This is a genomic window from Citrobacter freundii complex sp. CFNIH2 (assembly GCF_002880615.1).
Lineage (GTDB): Bacteria > Pseudomonadota > Gammaproteobacteria > Enterobacterales > Enterobacteriaceae > Citrobacter_A > Citrobacter_A amalonaticus_F.
This window is the reverse complement of sequence record NZ_CP025757.1, coordinates 614197-634641: the sequence shown is the minus strand read 5'-3', so window position 1 is coordinate 634641 and position 20445 is coordinate 614197. Positions and strand designations below refer to the sequence as shown.

The window sequence follows — 20445 nt, the reverse complement described above, 5'->3', positions numbered from 1 at the left end:
GCATGGATCAGGTTACTGCGCTTTTGGTTTGTAGTTACGCAGTGCATTACGTCCCAGCACTACGCCTGCACCAATCATTCCACCAAGCAGTGTCGCCAGTATCAGAGTAATCGCTTTTTTCGGGCTATCGCGACGAATCGGCAACGTCGGCTTCATCACGTAGCGATAGGCATGAATACTGTCAGGCTGCACTTTCAGCGCCTTAACGGCTAACAGATTCTGACGGGTCTGGTAGTAGTTATCCGAAAACGTTAACGGGCGGGTCGCTTCGTTATTAACCATTGATGAAAGCGCATCGCTACCCAACATAAACATGGTGTCCTGAGAGACCTGATCGGCCTGCTGGACCTGCGGCAGCTTGATATTGGCCTGTTTAGCGACCGAAAGCGCCTGGGTGATCTGCGCAATGCGCAGTGCTTTTTGCTCCTGAGCGACCTTTTCCTGCGCTACGAGCGAATGCTCTAAGTCAGATGCACGTGTTTTAATGCTCATCGCGAGGTCAGTATTAATTTCTTTGGAGACCGCTTCATCAACCTGTTGAATGTACTGCGCCAGCGTTTTTTGCGCAGCTTCAGCGGATGTTGCCTGATAGGTAACTTTCAATGGCAATGGCTGGCCTTTTACAGACGCATCAATGGTCAATTTCTCTGGCTCTTCCTGATTATCGAGCGTTTCAGAAAGCGCGGCAAAGGCCGAGTTAAAACGCCCAATCACACCGGACTGAACATCGTTCACTTTTGGCGCATCCTGACCGTAAAGGATACTCATGGCATTGGTATACGTCGCCAACTGGCCTGCGTCAGGTTGAGTAATAATCGCTGTCGAGGTCCATTTCTCTTTCGCCACTGCCAGGTAACCCACGGCCAGAGCGATAGCCACAATAATGCAGATGATTATTGTCACTTTACCGCGCCAAATCTGAATCACTAAGTCAATTAAATCAATCTGTTCCGGTTCGTTGCTGCGCCCGGATAGGTTGTTATTTTCCACTGTCATCATTGCCCTAAACAAGAAATCTCTAAACTCGCCACAGTTTATCGGGAAACTTAATTTATTCCATAGGAAATTTGGTAGGATTGCGAAAATTCTGGTAGGTTTTTAACCCATTATCAGGGACTCCCTTCCCCTCAGTTGACTAATCAATCACTGCCAAAAAGGTCTCGGGTATAGACTTTTTCGGCGACATCTTTGAGCTCTTCAGCCATGCGGTTTGAGATAATGACGTCAGCCTGTTGTTTAAACTGCGTCAAATCACGTTCGATTCGCGAGTTGAAAAACGTCTCGTCCTGCATCACGGGTTCATAAATCACCACTTCCACACCTTTCGCCTTAATGCGCTTCATGATCCCCTGAATGGAAGATGCGCGGAAGTTATCCGAGCCGCTTTTCATGATCAGACGATAGATCCCCACGACCTTTGGTTTTCTGGCGAGAATGGCATCAGCGATAAAGTCCTTGCGAGTGCGGTTGGCATCAACGATTGCTGAAATAATATTATTCGGGACTGACTGATAATTAGCCAGAAGCTGCTTGGTATCTTTTGGCAGACAATAACCGCCGTAGCCAAATGAGGGATTGTTATAGTGATTGCCAATACGTGGATCCAGACAAACCCCCTCGATGATCTGGCGGGTATTTAAACCTAAACTTTCAGCGTAACTATCGAGTTCGTTAAAATAGGCCACGCGCATCGCCAGATAGGTGTTGGCAAAAAGCTTTATCGCTTCCGCTTCGGTAGAGTCCGTAAACAGCGTAGGGATATCTTGCTTCACCGCCCCTTCCTGAAGCAAAGCGGCAAACCGCTCTGCTCGTTCAGAACGCTCGCCGATGACAATACGCGACGGATACAAGTTGTCATAGAGCGCCTTACCTTCACGTAAAAATTCAGGGGAAAAAATAATATTTTGCGTATTAAATTTCTTACCCATCGCGGCGGTAAACCCAACCGGGACGGTAGACTTAATTATCATCACCGCATCTGGATTAATCGCTATTACATCCTGAATGACAGATTCGACGCTTGAAGTATTGAAGTAATTGGTCTTCGGATCATAATCGGTCGGCGTCGCAATAATAACATAATCTGCGTTTCTATAAGCGTCATGCTTATCCCGTGTGGCTTTGAAATTAATTTTCTCCGACGTTAAGAACTGCTGAATTTCTTTATCGACAATCGGAGATATCCGATCATTCAACATTTCAACACGGGAGGGGATTATGTCTAACGCAACCACATCATGATGCTGTGCGATTAGCAGACCGTTGGACAGTCCGACATACCCGGTACCGGAGATGGTGATTTTCATTGCATGCTCTCAGAATTAACTTAATTAGACATCATGATGTATTCACATCCTGACACGTTATTATTGTTTTAGCGTCTGAGCGAATAATGTGTCAACGAAGCCTAATACAATTAGGATTATCTTTATCATCCTAAAGGGACAATATTAAGTTAATATTAAGCAATGAAGATTATGCAATAAGAATCAGGATAAAAAAAAGCCCGGTCTTTAGACCGGGCTTCTGACAAACAATGTAATTAATCCATCCATTCGGTATGGAAAACGCCTTCTTTATCAGTACGTTTATAGGTATGCGCACCGAAGTAATCACGTTGTGCCTGGATCAGGTTAGCTGGCAATACTTCAGCGCGATAGCTGTCGTAGTAGGCAACAGCCGCAGAGAAAGTCGGTACCGGGATGCCATTCTGAACCGCGTAGGCAACAACATCACGCAGCGCCTGTTGGTATTCATCAGCGATGTTCTTGAAGTACGGATCCAATAGCAGATTGGCAATGCCTGCATTTTTCGCGTAGGCGTCCGTGATCTTCTGCAGGAACTGCGCACGAATAATGCAACCAGCACGGAAAATCTTCGCGATTTCACCGTAATTCAGATCCCAGTTGTACTCGTCGGACGCCGCACGTAGCTGCGAGAAGCCTTGCGCATAGGAAACGATTTTACCAAGGTACAGCGCACGGCGCACTTTCTCAATAAACTCAACTTTATCACCCGCAGGCTGTGCTTTCGGACCGGTCAGGACCTTAGAAGCCGCCACACGCTGGTCTTTCAGCGAGGAGATGTAACGCGCAAAAACGGATTCAGTGATCAAAGACAGCGGTTCGCCGAGATCCAGAGAACTTTGGCTTGTCCACTTACCGGTACCTTTGTTTGCCGCTTCGTCCAGAATGACATCAACGAGGTATTTACCCTCTTCATCTTTTTTGGTGAAGATGTCTTTAGTGATATCAATCAGGTAGCTGCTGAGCTCGCCATTGTTCCATTCAGTAAAGGTGCTGGCCAGCTCTTCATTAGAGAGATTCAGACCGCCTTTCAGCAGAGAATAGGCTTCAGCGATGAGCTGCATATCGCCATATTCAATACCGTTGTGAACCATTTTCACGTAATGGCCTGCGCCATCAGCACCGATATAGGTCACGCAAGGTTCGCCATCCTCAGCGACTGCTGCGATCTTCGTCAGAATCGGCGCTACCAGTTCGTAGGCTTCTTTCTGCCCGCCAGGCATGATAGACGGTCCTTTCAGCGCACCTTCCTCACCACCGGAAACACCGGTGCCAATGAAGTTGAAACCTTCAGCAGAAAGTTCGCGGTTACGACGAATGGTGTCCTGGAAGAAAGTATTACCACCATCAATGATGATATCGCCTTTATCCAGATACGGTTTCAGAGAATCAATGGCAGCATCGGTACCCGCGCCTGCTTTCACCATTAACAGGATACGACGAGGCGTTTCGAGGGATTCAACAAACTCTTTCACCGTGTAGTAAGGCACCAGTTTCTTGCCAGGGTTCTCGGCAATCACTTCTTCGGTCTTTTCACGGGAGCGGTTGAACACGGAGACGGTATAACCACGGCTCTCGATGTTGAGCGCCAGGTTGCGCCCCATCACTGCCATGCCGACGACGCCGATCTGTTGCTTGGACATTACATACTCCTGTCAGGTGTGGTCACCGCGCGACGTATGCGCGGCTTGAATGTGCTGAAATGGTAACTCAGGAATAAGAAAAGTGACAGCATAAGCTGTGTTCTCGCGTCACAGGGAACACACAATGAAAATCAAGAAAATTCATCAGAAACAAGTCGCAACGCGGAAGCTATTACCTGATGCATGTCGTAATATTTATATTCAGCCAGACGTCCACCAAAGATAAATTTATCCAAAGCCAATGAAAGCTGGCGATACTGAGAGAACAACTTATTATTTTTACTGTCATTTACCGGATAATAGTACTCATCGCCATCCTCGAATTCCTTAGGATACTCCTTGGTTATGACCGTTTTTTCTTGAGTCCCAAACTCAAAATGCTTATGTTCAATAATCCTTGTGAAATTATATTTTTTATCGATATAATTGATTACAGCATTACCTTGAAAATTATCTGTATCATGAATTTCATGTTCGAACCGAAGTGAGCGGTAATCTAAGCGCCCGAAGCAATAATCAAAAAAACGGTCAATAGGACCAGTATAAATTACTTTACCCGCTAAGTTGTCGTAATATTCTTTATTCGAGAAATAATCGGTATTAAGGTGAACATCTATACCATCCAGCAGTCCATTAATTAATTCATTATAGCCTCCAACGGGAATACCCTGATATTTATCTTTAAAATAATTATTATCATAGGTGAATCTGACTGGTAACCGCTTAATGATAAATGCTGGCAAATCTTTACACTCTCGCCCCCATTGCTTCTCAGTATACTCTTTGATGAAGTACTCAAACACATCCCTTCCAACCAAAGATATAGCTTGCTCTTCAAGATTTGAAGGCTCTTTATTTGCAAATTCAGCGCTTTGTTTTTTTATAATATCCTTCGCTTCCTCAGGGCGTACAATCCCCCACAACTGAGAAAAAGTATTCATATTAAAAGGAAGGTTATAAATCTTACCGCCAGAAATTGCCATAGGACTGTTAGTGAATCGGTTAAACTCAACGAATTGATTAACGTAATCCCAAATATCTTTATCATTAGTATGGAATATATGCGCACCATACTTGTGCACATTTATACCTTCTAATTTGTCACAGTAAACATTACCGCCAACGTGTTCCCTTTTCTCTATAATTCTTACTTTTTTTCCACGCTTATGTGCTTCATGAGCAAAAACGGCACCAAATAGCCCACTACCCACTATTAAATAATCGATATTCATCTATTGACCTTTTCAAAAATATAAAAAAGTGTTCTGTAAGAAAAAAAGTAGCCGCAAATCAACACTGGCCATTCCCATGACAAAATTTTCATTACAAATGAAAAAACTATAACCAAAAGCAATAAAACCAGATAATAATAAAATCTGAATAGTGCTGTATTATGGATTGTAAAAGGAAGATTGTTTTTTTTAATCTTCGTTCGTTCCAAAAAATTGGGTAACGGGAAAATGAGTATGCTGATTACAAAAGTAGTCAGGTCATAATGTGTCAAAATAAACAATGGCAAGGTGAATCTTGTAAAACTTAGTACAAATTGCAGATAAAAATTACTGACACCGCGGGTAGTATTATAAATATAGAAAAAGCCAATAAGCATGACAATGCAAAGTAACCATACAGAAAAGGCATAACCATATAAATAATAGAGCAGAAAAGCGAGAAAAAGCGAAATTAGTATCTTCAAAGCATAAATGGCTATCTTGTTACGCTCATAAAACTGAAGATCAAACTCAGTAAATCTCAACGTAGGATTATCTTCCCTTTTAATAGTTTCAGCATTGTTATAGATGTATCCAATATCATACGCTGAGTAAATCAACAGTATGGCGATACAGGCGGCTACGGGCTTAACATCATAAAAGAGGACAATAGAAATAAATGGCATAACATAATAAAGAAGCCAACTTATTTTTTCTTTACTTGTTTTCGCATAGAGATAAAAGAAGGGTCCTAAAGGCATTATAAATTTATACCACATGAATCAACACCTTATTCTCTTTCCAATACGCACGTTTTTTAGCGTTCGTTACTGCAATGAAGTAATTTACGACATCTTTGCAAATGATATCGTCCAGATTATCTGTAATAAAAATAGATTTATCGACATTTTTATTTGCAAGCACATCCAGTTTATTTCCCTGCAGATCCGTCAGCAACCTACCAGTAAATATTCCATCTTCATATTCCATCTCAGAACTTATGTAGGTATTTATCATTAAGTGATTGCTGACGACTTCGACTAAAAAAGGAAGTGATGCAGATACAATAACGGGCTTATATCCATGCTGAACTAATTTTTCAACCTTGTACAGAATATCCCTACGCCATGTAAGCGTACTCATATAAGATTTTGCTAAACTTCTCAACTCACCTTCCGTATGGCCCCTCATCATAAAAAGACAGGATTTCTTGGTCATATCGTATTTTATATGGCATACAGTTAAAATTTTTGTCACAAGCTGTACAAATTTACTTTTCCATAGTGCTCTTAGGAGAAAAGATTTCTCTGGTAGTATCATCTTATTGAAGAAATCAAATGTTGTGTTTTCTTTTACGAGGGTACCGCACAAATCGAGGAAGACAACTTTATACATGTAAAATGCCCAACCATTTTTTAATAATTGGTTCAATTAAAAACCGCTGAGAGTTTAGCACCGCAGCATGCGTATTATCAGCATCTAAACTTTTATAGTACAGATATATTTTATTCGCAATTTCTTCATCGTTCTCATTCGGATCCAGCAGTAAACCTACTTTATTATTTACAATCACATCGGAAGGACCTGTATCCACATCTAATGCAACACATGGAAGTCCATTTGCTTGCGCTTCAATTAAAACCATAGGCAAGCCTTCGTAGTGAGAAGTCATCATTAAAAGGCTACTTTTGGAATACCAGATACCAATTTCCTCAGTGGCTTTATGAAGAAAAACATTAGTCGCTAATTTATTTTTGACAATTAATTCGTTAATGGAGTCGATATACTCTGCTTCACCATTACCAAAAATATTTAGCTGTACTGAAGGAATCTTCTTTACAAGCCAGGAAAAAATATTGAGCATACGCTCATAATTTTTTTGGTAACAAATACGCCCCACAGCAATAATATCTGAACGAGAAGAGTTAGCAGGATAAATTTTATCAACATCCATTGGGTTTTCTATAACAACGCACTTGCACCCATCATTGATATAATTCTCAAAATCTTTATTCGTCAATGACACTACATAACTGGCATACTTATAAAATTTTTTTCTGAGAGAACCAAAAAAACCTGTCATAGATTGTTTATAACATAAATGGTCACAAACAATTATATTTCGCCCTCGTAACAACAAAAGAGACAGAAGATTAAGATTACCAAACGTGGAATATACATTTTCAATAGCTAATTTTTTTACAAAAGCTCGGACCTTCAGCATCGAAAAAAACATATTGACTTTTTCATTACGGAAATCACTGGCTAAATTTACGATATCAAAACGGTCGTTACTGTTTTTTCTATAAGAAGATTTTTCTGTCTCAATAATAATTACTTTAGTATAGTATGATAGATTATTTGCCAATAATTTAACGACAGATTCAGTTCCACCGACTCGGCTCAAGCTATGAACAATTATTGCCAACATGATTATACTCCATTTTATAAATAGTCACAGCATAAATCAGCGAAACAAGTAATAAGCTTATCCCTGCGGGAATAACAGGTAAAAAGCACATGTACAATATATAGCTAAAAAGTAACGGGAAAGTGCTTTTTACACTCTTATTTAAAATAAATAAGAACACAAAAGATATATAAATAATAGCTAATAGGAGTCCATTTAGTCTCACAAACTCAAAAAGCCATTGTGAGGAATTAAAGGCGCAAAGTTAGCTGTATAAAACTCTTTTGTTACTCCATGTAGCTGAAGTTCCCGGGATTGGGTAAGAGCAGATAAAAATTGATCGTTTAATTGAAACCTGAGTCTGTTAGATCCATCATTGATAGTTGAAAATCGTGAAATGCCAGAATCATAATCAGCAACATCATTGCCACCAAAAGTACGTAGCGCGGTTCCCGCAGTAAAAACTAAAAACAGGCTAAGAATTACCATAACAAAAGGATGATATACTTTACACCTTTTAGCAAAAGTATAGAAAAAGGTTGTATTATTTAGAATCCAAAAAACAACTACAGCAAGTAAAAAAGCTCGACTCAGCATAAACATACCCAGCGCAAAGCATAGATACATAATAATTTTCAAACGCAGATTATATGATACGGCAAACAACATAAAAATATAAAATGCTGAAAAATTAGGATCGATAAAACTTAATGCAGGTCTGCCATCCTCACTTCTAAAATACAAACTTTGGATAAACGAAAATAGTAAGCTGAGAATAATCATAACTCTTACGATATTCAAAGAGTAAAGCCCTTGCTTAATATTTTCAATCAGGAAGTATGCTGCAGCAAACATGAGAACATATGGAGCAAATTGCAAGTTTAATACAACAAAAAATGGTGTTATAAAAACAAAAAAGAACAATAGTACTTTTGGTATCTGACGTATGCTTGCTAATACATTTATTATAATAAATAAGCTTACCGTAAAATATATAGTTATTTTATATACTGTGTCATATATTGCGAATATCTCTGCTGAAATCCAATCACCTGGACCAGGTATATTTAAGAATATATATGGAAATGCGAAAGCACCAATGATAAGAATATTAGTGATCTGAGATTTTATTTTGGCATTAGGCATAATTTTACTGACCATTTTTATAGCATCTATGATGTTAACTTGCTCATCATTAAACTTACCCATTCAGTTACGCTACGTAAATCTCGAGATGATTCACTATCAAGTTCCGTATAATCCGAATTTATAAACAAATCATCCACTTCATTGATATTTGTTGCTATGTTACCTGAGAAAAAGAAACTGTATGACCGGACATTCATATTCGTTGTTAGTAATTTTTTTCTGGCACCCAGCGCTTCAAATGTACGCATAGTCAGACCGCTCTGTATTTTATCAGGTACATCAACAACAATTCTCGATTGCTTTGTCAGTGTGGAAACAGATGTAAGGCCCATTTTCCGCACAAATATATATTTCCTATACCTCGAAAAAAAACCAGGACTGGTTAAAATTTTACGTAGGTATTGATTCCAGGGAAGATACAATTTAAAAAGAAATGAATAACCTTCATTTTTGTATTCATTTTCAAGCTGTTCTAAAAAATACGCGCGTTCTTCCTTAAATGAACCTATGCAAATGAAATCATACCTGATATTCCCCGCCCCTTCTTGCTCAACAGTATTAAATAAATTAGCATAAAACAATGGAATATGCTCAAGTTTATAAACTCCTTTATTGCTATCTGCGTCATCAAAAGTATAGCAATGTTTAAAATAATCCATAATTTTAGTTGCTTTAGGATTATGAGCAATAGAGTCCCAAAGATATAAAATACTATTTTTTGTCTTGCAGCCATTCTGTAAATAATCGCATAATGCTGGAGTAAGTTCCTGCCCCTTGATTACAAAAAGATAGTCATATTCCCCCTTCGTCCTCAGTTTAAACAAAATTGGCCATATAGTGTTCATGTAAAAGTCATAAATTCGCTCTGATAAAAAGCGTAAATGTGTAAGCTTTACAAAAACTGAGCTGTCTCTGACAACTTTAACTTTATATCCCATATTTTCAATTTCATCTTTTATGATAGTATGATAGGAATTAAAAAATGGCATAATTAATAATACAGATTTCATTGCTGAACTATCCATTTAAATGATTGACAGCTATCCACGAATTAGTTGATTTATCATATTTCTTGATTATACGTGCTGGTGCGCCAGCTATAATACAGTATGAGGGAAAGGAGCCCCTTACAACAGAATTTGCGCCGATAATACATTGATCACCTAATACTGTGCCGGCTAATATTTTGGCACCGGCACCAATAAAGCAATTAGCACCAATCATAGTGTTAGCGACCCTTAGTGGTTGCAATGATATATCAACGTCAATTTTTTCATATTCATGATCGACGTCAGTAATCATCACATCAAAAGATATAGTAGAGTGTGCACCAATAACAATCTTTGATGCTGCAACAAGATGTAAGCGTTGCTCAATACTCACATTATCGCATATAACAATTTCCGGCCTAAAATGGGCATCCAACCAAGTCTCTACTGCCTCTATACGTGCATGGTGGCCAATAGTAACGTCATTACCAATTCGCATATGCCTGTAACTGCATGATAATGGTTTTTGCAATATAGAGCGTTTACCCCATTCTTTCGCAAAATGTCTAATGACCAATTTGCAATAGATAGATCGTAAATACGATTTACATTTCCAGGGGTTATAGACAAAAGTCATTATTTTTTTTGACAGACTACCCACCTTCCCCCCTCAAAAACTCTTTATATCTGTTGATATTGAAACCCAAAATAAATGAAAGTCTTGTTGATACAGCCTGCCAATAGATTGAACTAGCCGCATTATCTGGTATTGCTGACAATAATCGCTGTAACTCATTTACATTTCTAAATCCATCATCCATTACAGAAATCGAATTATCAGCATCTTCATCAATATATCGCAATGAGATACAATTATTTACATAGCTGTCATAATAGGCTGTTGAATTATAAGTAATTGTGCAAAGATATTCATTATTGCCAAGCAGTTCAGATATTGTTTTAGCCTCAGCCGATTCCCCCCCCAGTTTAGATAAAATTCGATCATACTCTGTCTTATCCAGCGAGGGATGAAGTCTATATTCAAATTGGTACTGATCTTTTAAGATACTAAGTAGTTCGATAAGTGCCCTATTATTATTATCATAAGAGTTTCTGGCGAAGAGTATTAGAATTCGACTGGAGAGATTCGCACGTTTGTTGAGATTCTCGGAATGCACCCTCGGATAACCAGCTACATGAATTGATTTACTGTCAATTCCGCCATCTGAGAACTGCTCCCGGGTATAATCGCCCCAACATAGCAATTTATCAGCGAGAAGATTATCATATACCAGAGCATCAATAGGTTCTGGCTTTGGATATAAAAACCAAAGTCCATGTTGTAATGTATAAGTTGGGATCTGATGTTTTTTGAAAAAATAATTTAGTTCCGCTTCTCCTGACAGATTACTACAGAAAGCGCAAAAGTTAAGTATTTTCTCTTTTTTGACTACTATTTTTTCTAAATGTTCAATGGTGTTTATAAGATATGTTAAATCATAAAACAAGTGAATTTTATCGCATAAATTTAACTCACATCCTTTAAAGCACTGAAAGATTTTTTTCAATGAAAAAAATATTGCATGGAAATTTAGCCTGTACACATATTTAGATTTTGCCAGGTCTATTACATAGGAATCGATATCGGTTCTAATATAATCTAATAATTGATAGTAATCCTGACGATTATATTCACCAATTGAGAAAATTGTTTTTTTGGAATCAAAATCAGGTAGTTCAACTTTTCGAATTCGTACCAATTTTATTAAGTTTACAAATCGATAGTTTGTTTTGTTATAAGGTATTGCCGCAATTTTAACAGCAAGTATTTCAGCTAATGGGTAATCTTTATAGGATCCTGAAAGTAGTGATTTTAACTTTTTGTACCTTTCAAATTTGTCCATTACAGCAATCTCTTGTATGACGACAAAGTTAGCTTATCTCCTTTCCATTTAATCCAAAGGCTTAAAATCACAAAGTAATACAGCGCAGACATAGCCATGACGGCTATAAGTCCACTCATTGGTATGATGGTTTTCATGATCAAAGCAAGCATTAATGAACAGATTAATACAAGAAAATAGGACTTAATAGGGAAGTAGCTAAAAAATTTATTTGGCAAAACGTTGTTTATTTTCTTGATTAGCAAGTAACCTCCAAAATAGTTCATTGCGGTTGTAGTTATTGCTGCACCTACAATACCAAATTTTGAAATCATAAAAATATTAAGCACAACATTCAATATAGTAATGAACACTGTATTTTTAAAGAGTTCTTTTTCAAGGCCAATAGCCCCCATAACACCACCAAAAACCACCACAGCACGTAACCATTGGAACATGTAAATTTGAAATATCAGCCCAGAGGCGGAATAGTTAGAGCCAAAGAAACCCACAATAATTTCTTTGCCAAAAACCATACAGAATATGACAATAGGCACAAGCAATATGGTTGCTTTTTCAATCGAATGAGCCCATAACTGTTCAATATCAATAAGAGCTCTTTGCTTGAACAATTTGGAGACGACCGGAATCATTGCAGTTAAAATAGAGCCGGTTACAATGCTAATAAATGGTATTTGAAACGCACCAACTTTCAATAGTGAATAATCTACTGGACTGAGCAATATTGAGGCCGTAATTTGATCGGTATAACTATTCACTACCCCCACTAATGATGTGGCACTCATTGCGATAACATACTTAATCTCACCTTTGGTATTATTCTCTTTTCGGTATAAATTTGCTAGAGGATAGATTTTATTCTTATTTAGCCATAGCAAAGATAATATTAAAACAATTGACGATATCGCTGTTATTAAAATCAGAGATTTAATATTTTTTGATTCAATAGCAACTAATATAGTCAATGAGACGGTAATTATTTGAATACTTGAGGTAATTATCGTATAGCTCTTCATTGAGTTGAAAAGCACACTAGAATTCCTCAAAAAATCAGGTAATACTACACCCATGAAGATCAAAATTATATATATCGAGTAGCGATCGAGATACACATTTTTAAACTCACGAGATATAAAACCGGAAAAGATAAGATATAAAACTGCACCGACAACTATTGCAATTAATTGGAAGAAAAAGAATCGTTGAAATGTACTTCTTTGAAGTTCAGCGCTGTTATTTTGTCCAAAAAAATAGCTTAGAGCAATAGGCAACCCACCAGTAAACATCATTGCCATAAAGCTAATTACTAATATAACTTGTTGATAATGACCAAACATATTTTGATCTAGTAACCTTGCCAGAACCACAAAAAGAGCAATGGAGAGAATTCTTTTAATAGCATCCTGGATCATTATGAAATGAGTGCTCACAAGATTCCCCCGCTGGGCATTCCGCTATGCATTTATTATGGCCCTGAAATTATCAATCATGCCGCTCATATCATCCAAAACATTTTTGGGTTCGAAATTCATTTCGGATTTTAAGCGACTAATATTCGTGACAGGGAATATTTCCTCCTGCTTAGATTCATGCCATACAATCTGACAAGCGGTTTTCTTCTGCAATATTTCTGCAATTTCTATAGCTCGCGTATTTATTCCAGATGCAATATTATAAATACGGTGTTTAAGCGTATTTTGGGATAAAAAGTAAATTGCATCAACGACGTCATGCACCGAGACGTAGTCCTTATTATATTCAGGGCTGACATACATATTAACAACGCCATTTAAGATAGCATCTCGGGTTATAGCTGGTAAAAATAGCGGACTGGAAAATGCTTTACCATATACATTTGCCGGTCTGACAATAACACAATCTTTTTCACTTTTTAGGCACAGTTCTTCAGCGACCAGTTTAGTTAGATTGAATAATCTTCGGTTGTCACTTTCACCAACAATAAGATCAGCGGACTCGTTAGAATCCATCGAATTCATATACACCCGTGTTGATGATAAATACACTAGGCGGGTAAAATTGCATCGTGTAATTATACTTGAAAGCAGTACTGTATTGGCGTTCAGAACATTTAATGGTTGTTTTCCGCAATCACCATTCCCAGCACAATAAATGACAATCCCCAGTTCCTGAGTATATATCCCAGGATCGTCTCTCTTAGGAGTATAAACATCGATATTATTATCTCTCAAGAACAATGCTAATTCTGATCCAATAAATCCAGAAGCGCCGAAGACTGTATATTTCATTTTCCCTCTGACATTAATTCATTTCTTACTATACTTAATGTAGGATTTTTTTTGTCTTTTTCAGACAAGATAGGATTTGATATAGGCCAAGGGATATTTATTTCTGGATCATCCCAAAAAAGGCCGCCTTCATCGGCTGGAGCGTAGAAATCCGTGCATTTATAGAAAAAATCAGCCTGTTCACTTATGACACAAAATCCATGAGCAAATCCAGGCGGTATATAGAATTGCAGCTTATTTTCACCGGTTAGTAGCACTGCTTCAAACTTACCAAAGGTAGGCGAATCCCGACGAAGATCAACGGCAACATCAAAGACTTCACCAGAAAGTACCGTCACCAGTTTACCTTGTGGTTTCGTTTTTTGATAATGCAGACCTCTCAACACCCCTCGGGTAGAATGGGAGCGATTATCTTGTACAAATTTTAGGTTTATCCAGCATCTTGCTCATAGCGATTAGCATTAAACGTTTCTAAAAAAAAGCCTCTGCAATCACTAAAGATCTTTGGTTGTATAATGACGCAATCTGCTAATTTTGTCGTCATGACTTTCATTATCGATTCACCTTCAGTGAAAGTTGAAGAGTTTTATCTTCCAGAAGTGATTTAAGATACTGACCATAATCAGTCTTGATCATTGCTTCTGCAATCCCAGCGAGATCATCACTGCTTAACCACCCCTTGCACCAAGCTATTTCTTCCGGACATGCAATCTTCAGCCCTTGCACATGTTCGATAGATTGGACAAATGAGGAGGCCTCATTTAAACTCGCATGTGTTCCGGTATCCAACCACGCAAATCCCCTTCCCAACAGTTCAACTTTTAACTTACCTTTACTCAGGTATAGCTGATTTATACTTGTGATTTCTAGCTCACCTCGTGGAGATGGCTGAATTTGTTTTGCTAATGTGACAACATCATTATCATAAAAATATAAACCTGTAACAGCCCAGTTTGACCTAGGGACTTTCGGCTTCTCTTCAATACTTAATGCTTTTTTGTTTTCATCAAAATCGACTACGCCAAAACGTTCTGGATCCTTAACATGGTACCCAAAAACAATTGCGCCATCAGTTAGTTTTGCAGCATCGGTAAGCGTTCGACCAAAGGATTGACCATAAAAAATGTTGTCCCCTAGTATAAGACAAACGCTATCGTTGCCTATGAAACTTTCGCCAATAATGAAAGCTTGTGCTAATCCTTCCGGTGCCTCCTGTATGGCATATGTCAAATTGATGCCTAATTCTGAACCATCTCCAAGCAGGCGTTGAAAATTATCACTGTCGTCAGGAGTTGTAATGATAAGTATATCCCTGATGCCAGCCAACATTAATGTGGACATAGGATAATAAATCATTGGTTTATCATAGACCGGCAGAAGTTGTTTCGATATTCCTTTAGTCAGAGGATAAAGGCGGGTTCCTGATCCACCGGCAAGAATAATTCCCTTCATATTTTTCCTCACTTTAAGCTACCAGACAATCTATATTTATGATGTTCACTTTTTAATACTTTTTTTTGTCCATCGCCCAAGCATACCTCAGCTAATCTTATATCTTTGACAAATAATTTAAATTTATCGGTTAGCATATCAATAGCGACATTATCAAAATGAGCCCATGGCGTATTCCCATACTTCACATGTTTTTCGATCATCATCCCACCGGCTGCAACTGCAAGCTGACAGCATAACGAACCAATATCATGGCTAGAGTAACCCGGGATTATCTGAGGGTAATGAACACTTAAATCATGATAATGTCTGACAACAGCAACGTTTGCATCTTCATTCATAGTCGGGTAGGACGAGACACATTGAAGGAGATAGATTTTTTTGCATTTAGCAAATTCACTTATAATAAATTGCTCATACTCTGGAGTTGTCATGCCTGTAGAAATAACAACTTCTCCTGCAAATTCATTTGCAACATGTTTCAAAAAATCAGAATGTTCAGAGATTGTCGACGGCAACTTTATCATTTCTGGTGAGAATTTTTTAATAAAATTATATGATTTCCAATCCAGCACGGAGGCAAACCATTTAATTCCATATTCCTTGCACCATTTTTCAACTAGGTTAAATCCATTTTCATCCAGTTCTAAGCCATTCCTGTAATCTCTAAATGTTTTACCAAATGGTGAATTATAAGGTTTGTTAAGTTCATCTTGAGTATAGAATGACTCGACATCCCTTTTTTGCAGTTTAATATAATCAGCACCAGCCTCTGCCGCAGATGCGATCATACGTTGCAATAGATTTAAATCACCAAAGTGATTAGTTGTAATCTCAGCGACTATTTTTACTCTTTTGCTCACAGGCGCCGTGCTATTGTTTGCACCAATAGTATCATTTCTTGTTTTCTGGATAAGATCAAGTTTAGTAATATCATTTTTATTATTACTGGCTTCTCTTTTAAAACTTAATACACTTAAGCTGCTAAAACTTTTGTTTCCTACATGTATAATATCAATAGCTAGTTCGTTTTTATGATTTAACAGCAGTCCTAAGTATTCCTGTTGGCTATCAAGAAGGTTCTCAAGATAATCATTTTCGCCAAAATGGATATTCCGGTTTATTTTAGAGGAAAAGCCATCTTTAATCGAAAAATCAAAACCTAAAAGAAATACGGAAATGCGCTCCCGAATACTATCGGCAATAATATTACTCAGTTTTATTGCTGATATAATTAAAGCGTCTTCGAGGACAAATTCTTTTTCAAAAATCGCTCTTGAATTGGACGATAGTTTTCCGGGTTTTCTGGAATATAACCTACTTGTAAGAATCGCTGATCATTTTTGACAGGTTCTGCTGTCAGGTATAGTTTACAAAGCCTTTCATTTTTTTCAAAATATTTTTTTACCCATTCATGAACATAAAGGCAAACATCACCGGGTTTAATTAATTCAGAATCATTAATGTTTATTATAAAGAAATCATCTAATGATTCACGTTCTATTTCATCTAGCGAGGGACCTTTACCAATAATTGCGATCTTTTTCTTCCCACTATCCATAAAAAGTGAGATTACTTTTTTGATTTCGTTATTCACAGCCCCTCCCTATTGATACTTTATATTTTTTAACAGGAAATAAAATTTCCCCTTGATAACGATTCCCATCAATAAACGCTGGTACGTTGTGCTCAAGAGCTAAATTAAGTCCTGGTAGTATATCCCAACAGTTAACGCCCTTAACATTATCGAATCTGGAATAAGCACCTTTCACTGCATTTAACATATTATACATTGAGCAGCCAATGATCCGATATTCAAACCCAGTAGGTAATTTCATTAAATCTTCTTTATTTAAAGAGGATGAAAGGCCACATATTCTTGATTCAAATTTAGTAATTGAATATCCAGTAATAAGAATATCATTTAGCTCAGGTAAAAATATGCAAGACTGTGTATGTCTGCCTTCAGTGAAGACTGAGACACCAACCCCCCACTCCTTCAGGCCGCTGACAAAATTTTCAGTTCCATCAATAGGATCAATGATTACATAAGATCCATTCACATCCCATTTTTCATTATCAAATGGAGCCATTTCTTCTGAAATTATTTTGTGCGCTGGTAGCATCTCACTACATTGTTCTATAATTATCTTTTGAACTAACAAGTCGCCTTGAGAAACATAACTGTCATCTTCTTTTTTAACCTTTGTATCTCTTAGTAATAAGATCTCTTCAAGATTTTCTTTTATTTTATCGATCACAGTTTTACAAAACATGGTTGTTCCCCTTAACAGTAAGAACAGAATCTACGATTTCAAAATCAAAAGCATCATCAATGTCCAACCCACATATTTTATTAGATATGATTGGATATACCTTCCTACCTAGGAAATCATCCGTAATCTCATGGTCCTTAAAACGGATGATATCCGTACTAAATACAGTATAAGCGTTAGGCATGTTTTGGCGTCTAATCATAGATTTACCATGATCATCAAATAATGGCGTAAGCACATCATTTTCTACTGTATACAATCGATTCTCAGCACCTACGACAGTTCTGGCTGCCGTGTAAGAAGAATCTTTGCTTAAAATATCGATCCCATGTTCGATATCATTTATATTTCTAAACACAAATGTAGGCCTAAGCCAGACAATCAATTCCGGTTCAGCGATATTGTGCTCTTTAAATTTCAAACGTAGATCTTTTAATATATCTTGTTCCATTGCTGTATCATTAGCCGCTTCCGGACTTCTCAAAAATGGTACTTCAGCGCCATACTTCCGAGCAATGTCTGCATACATTTCCGAATCTGTACTACAGATTACTTTGCTAACACTTGGTAAACGCTTAGCAAATTCAATGCTATAGGAAAGCAGAGGTTTACCTGCTATTTCTTTAATGTTTTTATTAGGTAATCCTTTCGATCCTGAGCGGGCAGGCACTATCGCATATGTTAACATTTGTATCACCTCCAGTAAGTTATATTAAGTGAGCCATTAGCAATTATTGGTTTTCACCCATTCACTATTATTCATATACCATGCAATAGTTTTTCTAATCCCGGAGTCGAATGTCTCTTTTGGTTTCCAGTTTAATTGTTCACTAATTTTTGAACTATCGATTGCATAGCGCTTATCGTGCCCTGGTCTATCTTCTACATAAGTAATAAGTTCTCTTCTTTTAAATCCTGAAATTGGCAAATATTCATCTACAATATCACAGATTAAATTCGCCACATCTAAATTTCTTGCCTCGTTGAAACCACCAATATTATATGTATCTCCAATTTTCCCTTTAGTTAGGACAGCATATAATGCTTGGACATGATCTTCTACATAGAGCCAATCACGTATCTGATCACCTTTGCCATAAATTGGTATATTATTTTTATTTATTGCATTCAGTATTATTTTTGGAATTAGTTTTTCCGGGTTATGGAACGGACCATAATTGTTTGAACAATTTGTGACAATAGTTGGGAAATTATAAGTTCGATACCATGCCCTAACCAAATGATCACTTGCTGCTTTTGATGCTGAATATGGGCTACTAGGATCATAATTTGAACTTTCCTTAAAAAGAGGCAAAGAATTTTGATAATTAAAGCAGTCGTAATCTGGATGAGGTAAGTCGCCATATACCTCATCAGTTGATATATGATGAAATCTAAAGTCCTTTTTTTTGTCACCATTTAAATTCATCCAATACTTTTTCGCACCTTCTAGTAAACAATATGTACCTAATACATTAGTTATTATAAATTTCTTGGGTCCATATATTGAACGATCAACATGACTTTCAGCGGCTAAATGCATTATTGCATCGGGACAAAAATACTTAATTGCACTTTCAATACTCGAAGAATCACAGATATCTATTTTTTTAAAACTATAACGCTCATTATTCCTTACGGAATCTAGCGAATGTAAGTTACCAGCATATGTCAAATTATCAATATTCAAAACTGTATGTTCTGTCTCATGGATTAGATAGCGCACTAAAGCAGAACCTATAAATCCTGCGCCTCCAGTAACAATTATTTTCATGTAAGGTTTCTTTTTAAGATTTTATTTTAGGACGTGGTTTGTGACTTTCTGTATTTTTTAATTTCGTGGAGTCTAAGAAGGCATTCCAAACAACCCTTATTTGTTTCCATTCCCCTTTGAGAAAACATAACATTCCATAACCAATTGCAAGTACTATCGGTTTATTTCTAATTATAAAATTTTTACCATGTTTCTTATGGAGATGAAATAAATTTCTGAGCATGAAATATCCTTTCCATGACAACATATCATTATTTTGATTATTAACTAATAATCTTGTTGCCTTGGCCCCCATATCACAAACAATTGAGACTCCTGCATTTTTAGCTCTGATGGCATAATCTATATCATCACAAAAAATAAAAAAACGTGGTTCAGGTTTTCCAACTATATTTACAACTTCTTTGGGAATTAAGGGGCCTTCAAATGGTATAGCCTCAATTGTAATTAATTCTGGTAATGAATTCTGCTCTTCAATATACGATTTGACAGTTTTTCCTTTCGGACTCAGAGAAAACGTCTTTTGAAGATCATAAGTTATAGGTGATAACTCAGCGCAAGTTCCATCTAAATTATATCTGACAGGTTGAACTATACCTGTAGGTTGCTTATCCAACATTCGTTCAAGGCAATCTGTATTTGGTAAGAAATCGTCATCCATTAACCATAAATAATCAAAATCATGTTGTTCTGCCAAGGAGAAACCTTCATAGAAACCTCCTGAACCGCCTAGATTTCCACCAGTATTATGATATTGGATTTGATCAGAATTTAAAGAACAAACCATCTCCTCTGTACCATCATTACTGTTGTTATCAACAACAATAATGCGGTCAATTTTTAAGCTTTGATTGAAAAGTGAATTTAACACTTTTTTTAATAATTCTTTGCGATTAAATGTCACCACTATCACAACTATTTTGTTATTCACGAATATCCACCAAAAATTAATTGATTTGTATATAAAACCCACATAGTTATTGAAGTTACTGCTCTCTTAAAAGATAATGCAACTGAAGTCGGTTCTAATTATTTTTTGCCACGCTACCGCCCCTGGCTTTACA

At 37.1% G+C, this 20445-nt stretch carries 20 protein-coding genes and 1 pseudogene; all 21 read right to left on the bottom strand.

Annotated elements, in window-relative coordinates:
• Positions 1–12: 12 nt before the first annotated feature.
• Positions 13–996 (bottom strand): LPS O-antigen chain length determinant protein WzzB, encoded by a 984-nt coding sequence (gene wzzB / locus WM46_RS03000; RefSeq protein ID WP_102603765.1) that lies wholly within the window; start codon positions 994–996, stop codon positions 13–15.
• Between the two features lie 143 nt (positions 997–1139).
• Positions 1140–2306 carry a UDP-glucose 6-dehydrogenase gene (gene ugd, locus WM46_RS02995; protein WP_102601379.1) on the bottom strand — a complete coding sequence of 389 codons (1167 nt, stop codon included), beginning with the start codon at positions 2304–2306 and terminating at the stop codon, positions 1140–1142.
• Positions 2307–2542: 236 nt separating this feature from the next.
• On the bottom strand, positions 2543–3949 hold the full coding sequence (gene gndA / locus WM46_RS02990) for an NADP-dependent phosphogluconate dehydrogenase (protein WP_042318138.1): 1407 nt from the start codon (positions 3947–3949) through the stop codon (positions 2543–2545).
• 131 nt (positions 3950–4080) lie between these two features.
• On the bottom strand, positions 4081–5181 hold the full coding sequence (glf, locus tag WM46_RS02985; protein ID WP_102601378.1) for a UDP-galactopyranose mutase: 1101 nt from the start codon (positions 5179–5181) through the stop codon (positions 4081–4083).
• On the bottom strand, positions 5178–5939 hold the full coding sequence (locus tag WM46_RS02980; protein ID WP_102601377.1) for a hypothetical protein: 762 nt from the start codon (positions 5937–5939) through the stop codon (positions 5178–5180). Before WM46_RS02980 ends, glf begins: the two co-directional genes overlap by 4 nt.
• Entirely contained in the window at positions 5929–6555 is a 627-nt protein-coding gene (locus tag WM46_RS02975) for an HAD family hydrolase (RefSeq protein WP_102601376.1), read from the bottom strand. Before WM46_RS02975 ends, WM46_RS02980 begins: the two co-directional genes overlap by 11 nt.
• Positions 6548–7591 (bottom strand): glycosyltransferase, encoded by a 1044-nt coding sequence (locus tag WM46_RS02970; protein ID WP_102601375.1) that lies wholly within the window; start codon positions 7589–7591, stop codon positions 6548–6550. The genes WM46_RS02975 and WM46_RS02970 overlap by 8 nt, the downstream gene beginning before the upstream one ends.
• A 201-nt stretch (positions 7592–7792) precedes the next feature.
• Positions 7793–8779: a hypothetical protein gene (locus WM46_RS02965; protein ID WP_102601374.1), complete on the bottom strand. Its 987-nt coding sequence runs from the start codon at positions 8777–8779 to the stop codon at positions 7793–7795.
• The gene (locus WM46_RS02960) at positions 8743–9729 is read right to left on the bottom strand and encodes a hypothetical protein (protein WP_102601373.1); all 987 of its coding nucleotides are present in this window, start codon (positions 9727–9729) and stop codon (positions 8743–8745) included. The genes WM46_RS02965 and WM46_RS02960 overlap by 37 nt, the downstream gene beginning before the upstream one ends.
• Before the next feature lie 7 nt (positions 9730–9736).
• Positions 9737–10207 (bottom strand): acyltransferase, encoded by a 471-nt coding sequence (locus tag WM46_RS02955; protein ID WP_102601372.1) that lies wholly within the window; start codon positions 10205–10207, stop codon positions 9737–9739.
• 154 nt (positions 10208–10361) lie between these two features.
• Positions 10362–11612, bottom strand: a complete 1251-nt coding sequence (locus tag WM46_RS02950; RefSeq protein ID WP_102601371.1) for a hypothetical protein — start codon at positions 11610–11612, stop codon at positions 10362–10364.
• Positions 11612–13042 carry an oligosaccharide flippase family protein gene (locus WM46_RS02945; RefSeq protein WP_187394435.1) on the bottom strand — a complete coding sequence of 477 codons (1431 nt, stop codon included), beginning with the start codon at positions 13040–13042 and terminating at the stop codon, positions 11612–11614. The genes WM46_RS02950 and WM46_RS02945 overlap by 1 nt, the downstream gene beginning before the upstream one ends.
• Before the next feature lie 24 nt (positions 13043–13066).
• Positions 13067–13879 carry an NAD-dependent epimerase/dehydratase family protein gene (locus WM46_RS02940; protein ID WP_102601369.1) on the bottom strand — a complete coding sequence of 271 codons (813 nt, stop codon included), beginning with the start codon at positions 13877–13879 and terminating at the stop codon, positions 13067–13069.
• Positions 13876–14432 (bottom strand): annotated as a pseudogene (gene rfbC / locus WM46_RS02935) (dTDP-4-dehydrorhamnose 3,5-epimerase). The gene WM46_RS02940 and the pseudogene rfbC overlap by 4 nt, the downstream one beginning before the upstream one ends.
• Positions 14432–15331, bottom strand: coding sequence for a glucose-1-phosphate thymidylyltransferase RfbA (rfbA, locus tag WM46_RS02930; RefSeq protein ID WP_102601368.1), 900 nt, complete (start codon positions 15329–15331; stop codon positions 14432–14434). Before rfbA ends, rfbC begins: the two are co-directional and overlap by 1 nt.
• 8 nt (positions 15332–15339) lie before the next feature.
• The gene (locus WM46_RS26555) at positions 15340–16194 is read right to left on the bottom strand and encodes an N-acetylneuraminate synthase family protein (protein WP_262360446.1); all 855 of its coding nucleotides are present in this window, start codon (positions 16192–16194) and stop codon (positions 15340–15342) included.
• A 371-nt stretch (positions 16195–16565) separates the two neighbouring features.
• Positions 16566–16928: a hypothetical protein gene (locus WM46_RS26550; protein WP_262360445.1), complete on the bottom strand. Its 363-nt coding sequence runs from the start codon at positions 16926–16928 to the stop codon at positions 16566–16568.
• On the bottom strand, positions 16921–17607 hold the full coding sequence (locus WM46_RS02920) for an inositol monophosphatase family protein (RefSeq protein ID WP_102601367.1): 687 nt from the start codon (positions 17605–17607) through the stop codon (positions 16921–16923). The genes WM46_RS26550 and WM46_RS02920 overlap by 8 nt, the downstream gene beginning before the upstream one ends.
• Positions 17597–18295 carry a cytidylyltransferase domain-containing protein gene (locus WM46_RS02915; protein ID WP_102601366.1) on the bottom strand — a complete coding sequence of 233 codons (699 nt, stop codon included), beginning with the start codon at positions 18293–18295 and terminating at the stop codon, positions 17597–17599. The genes WM46_RS02920 and WM46_RS02915 overlap by 11 nt, the downstream gene beginning before the upstream one ends.
• Before the next feature lie 36 nt (positions 18296–18331).
• Positions 18332–19381, bottom strand: coding sequence for a dTDP-glucose 4,6-dehydratase (gene rfbB, locus WM46_RS02910; protein ID WP_102601365.1), 1050 nt, complete (start codon positions 19379–19381; stop codon positions 18332–18334).
• A 13-nt stretch (positions 19382–19394) separates the two neighbouring features.
• Positions 19395–20312: a glycosyltransferase gene (locus tag WM46_RS02905; protein WP_102601364.1), complete on the bottom strand. Its 918-nt coding sequence runs from the start codon at positions 20310–20312 to the stop codon at positions 19395–19397.
• Positions 20313–20445: the final 133 nt, after the last annotated feature.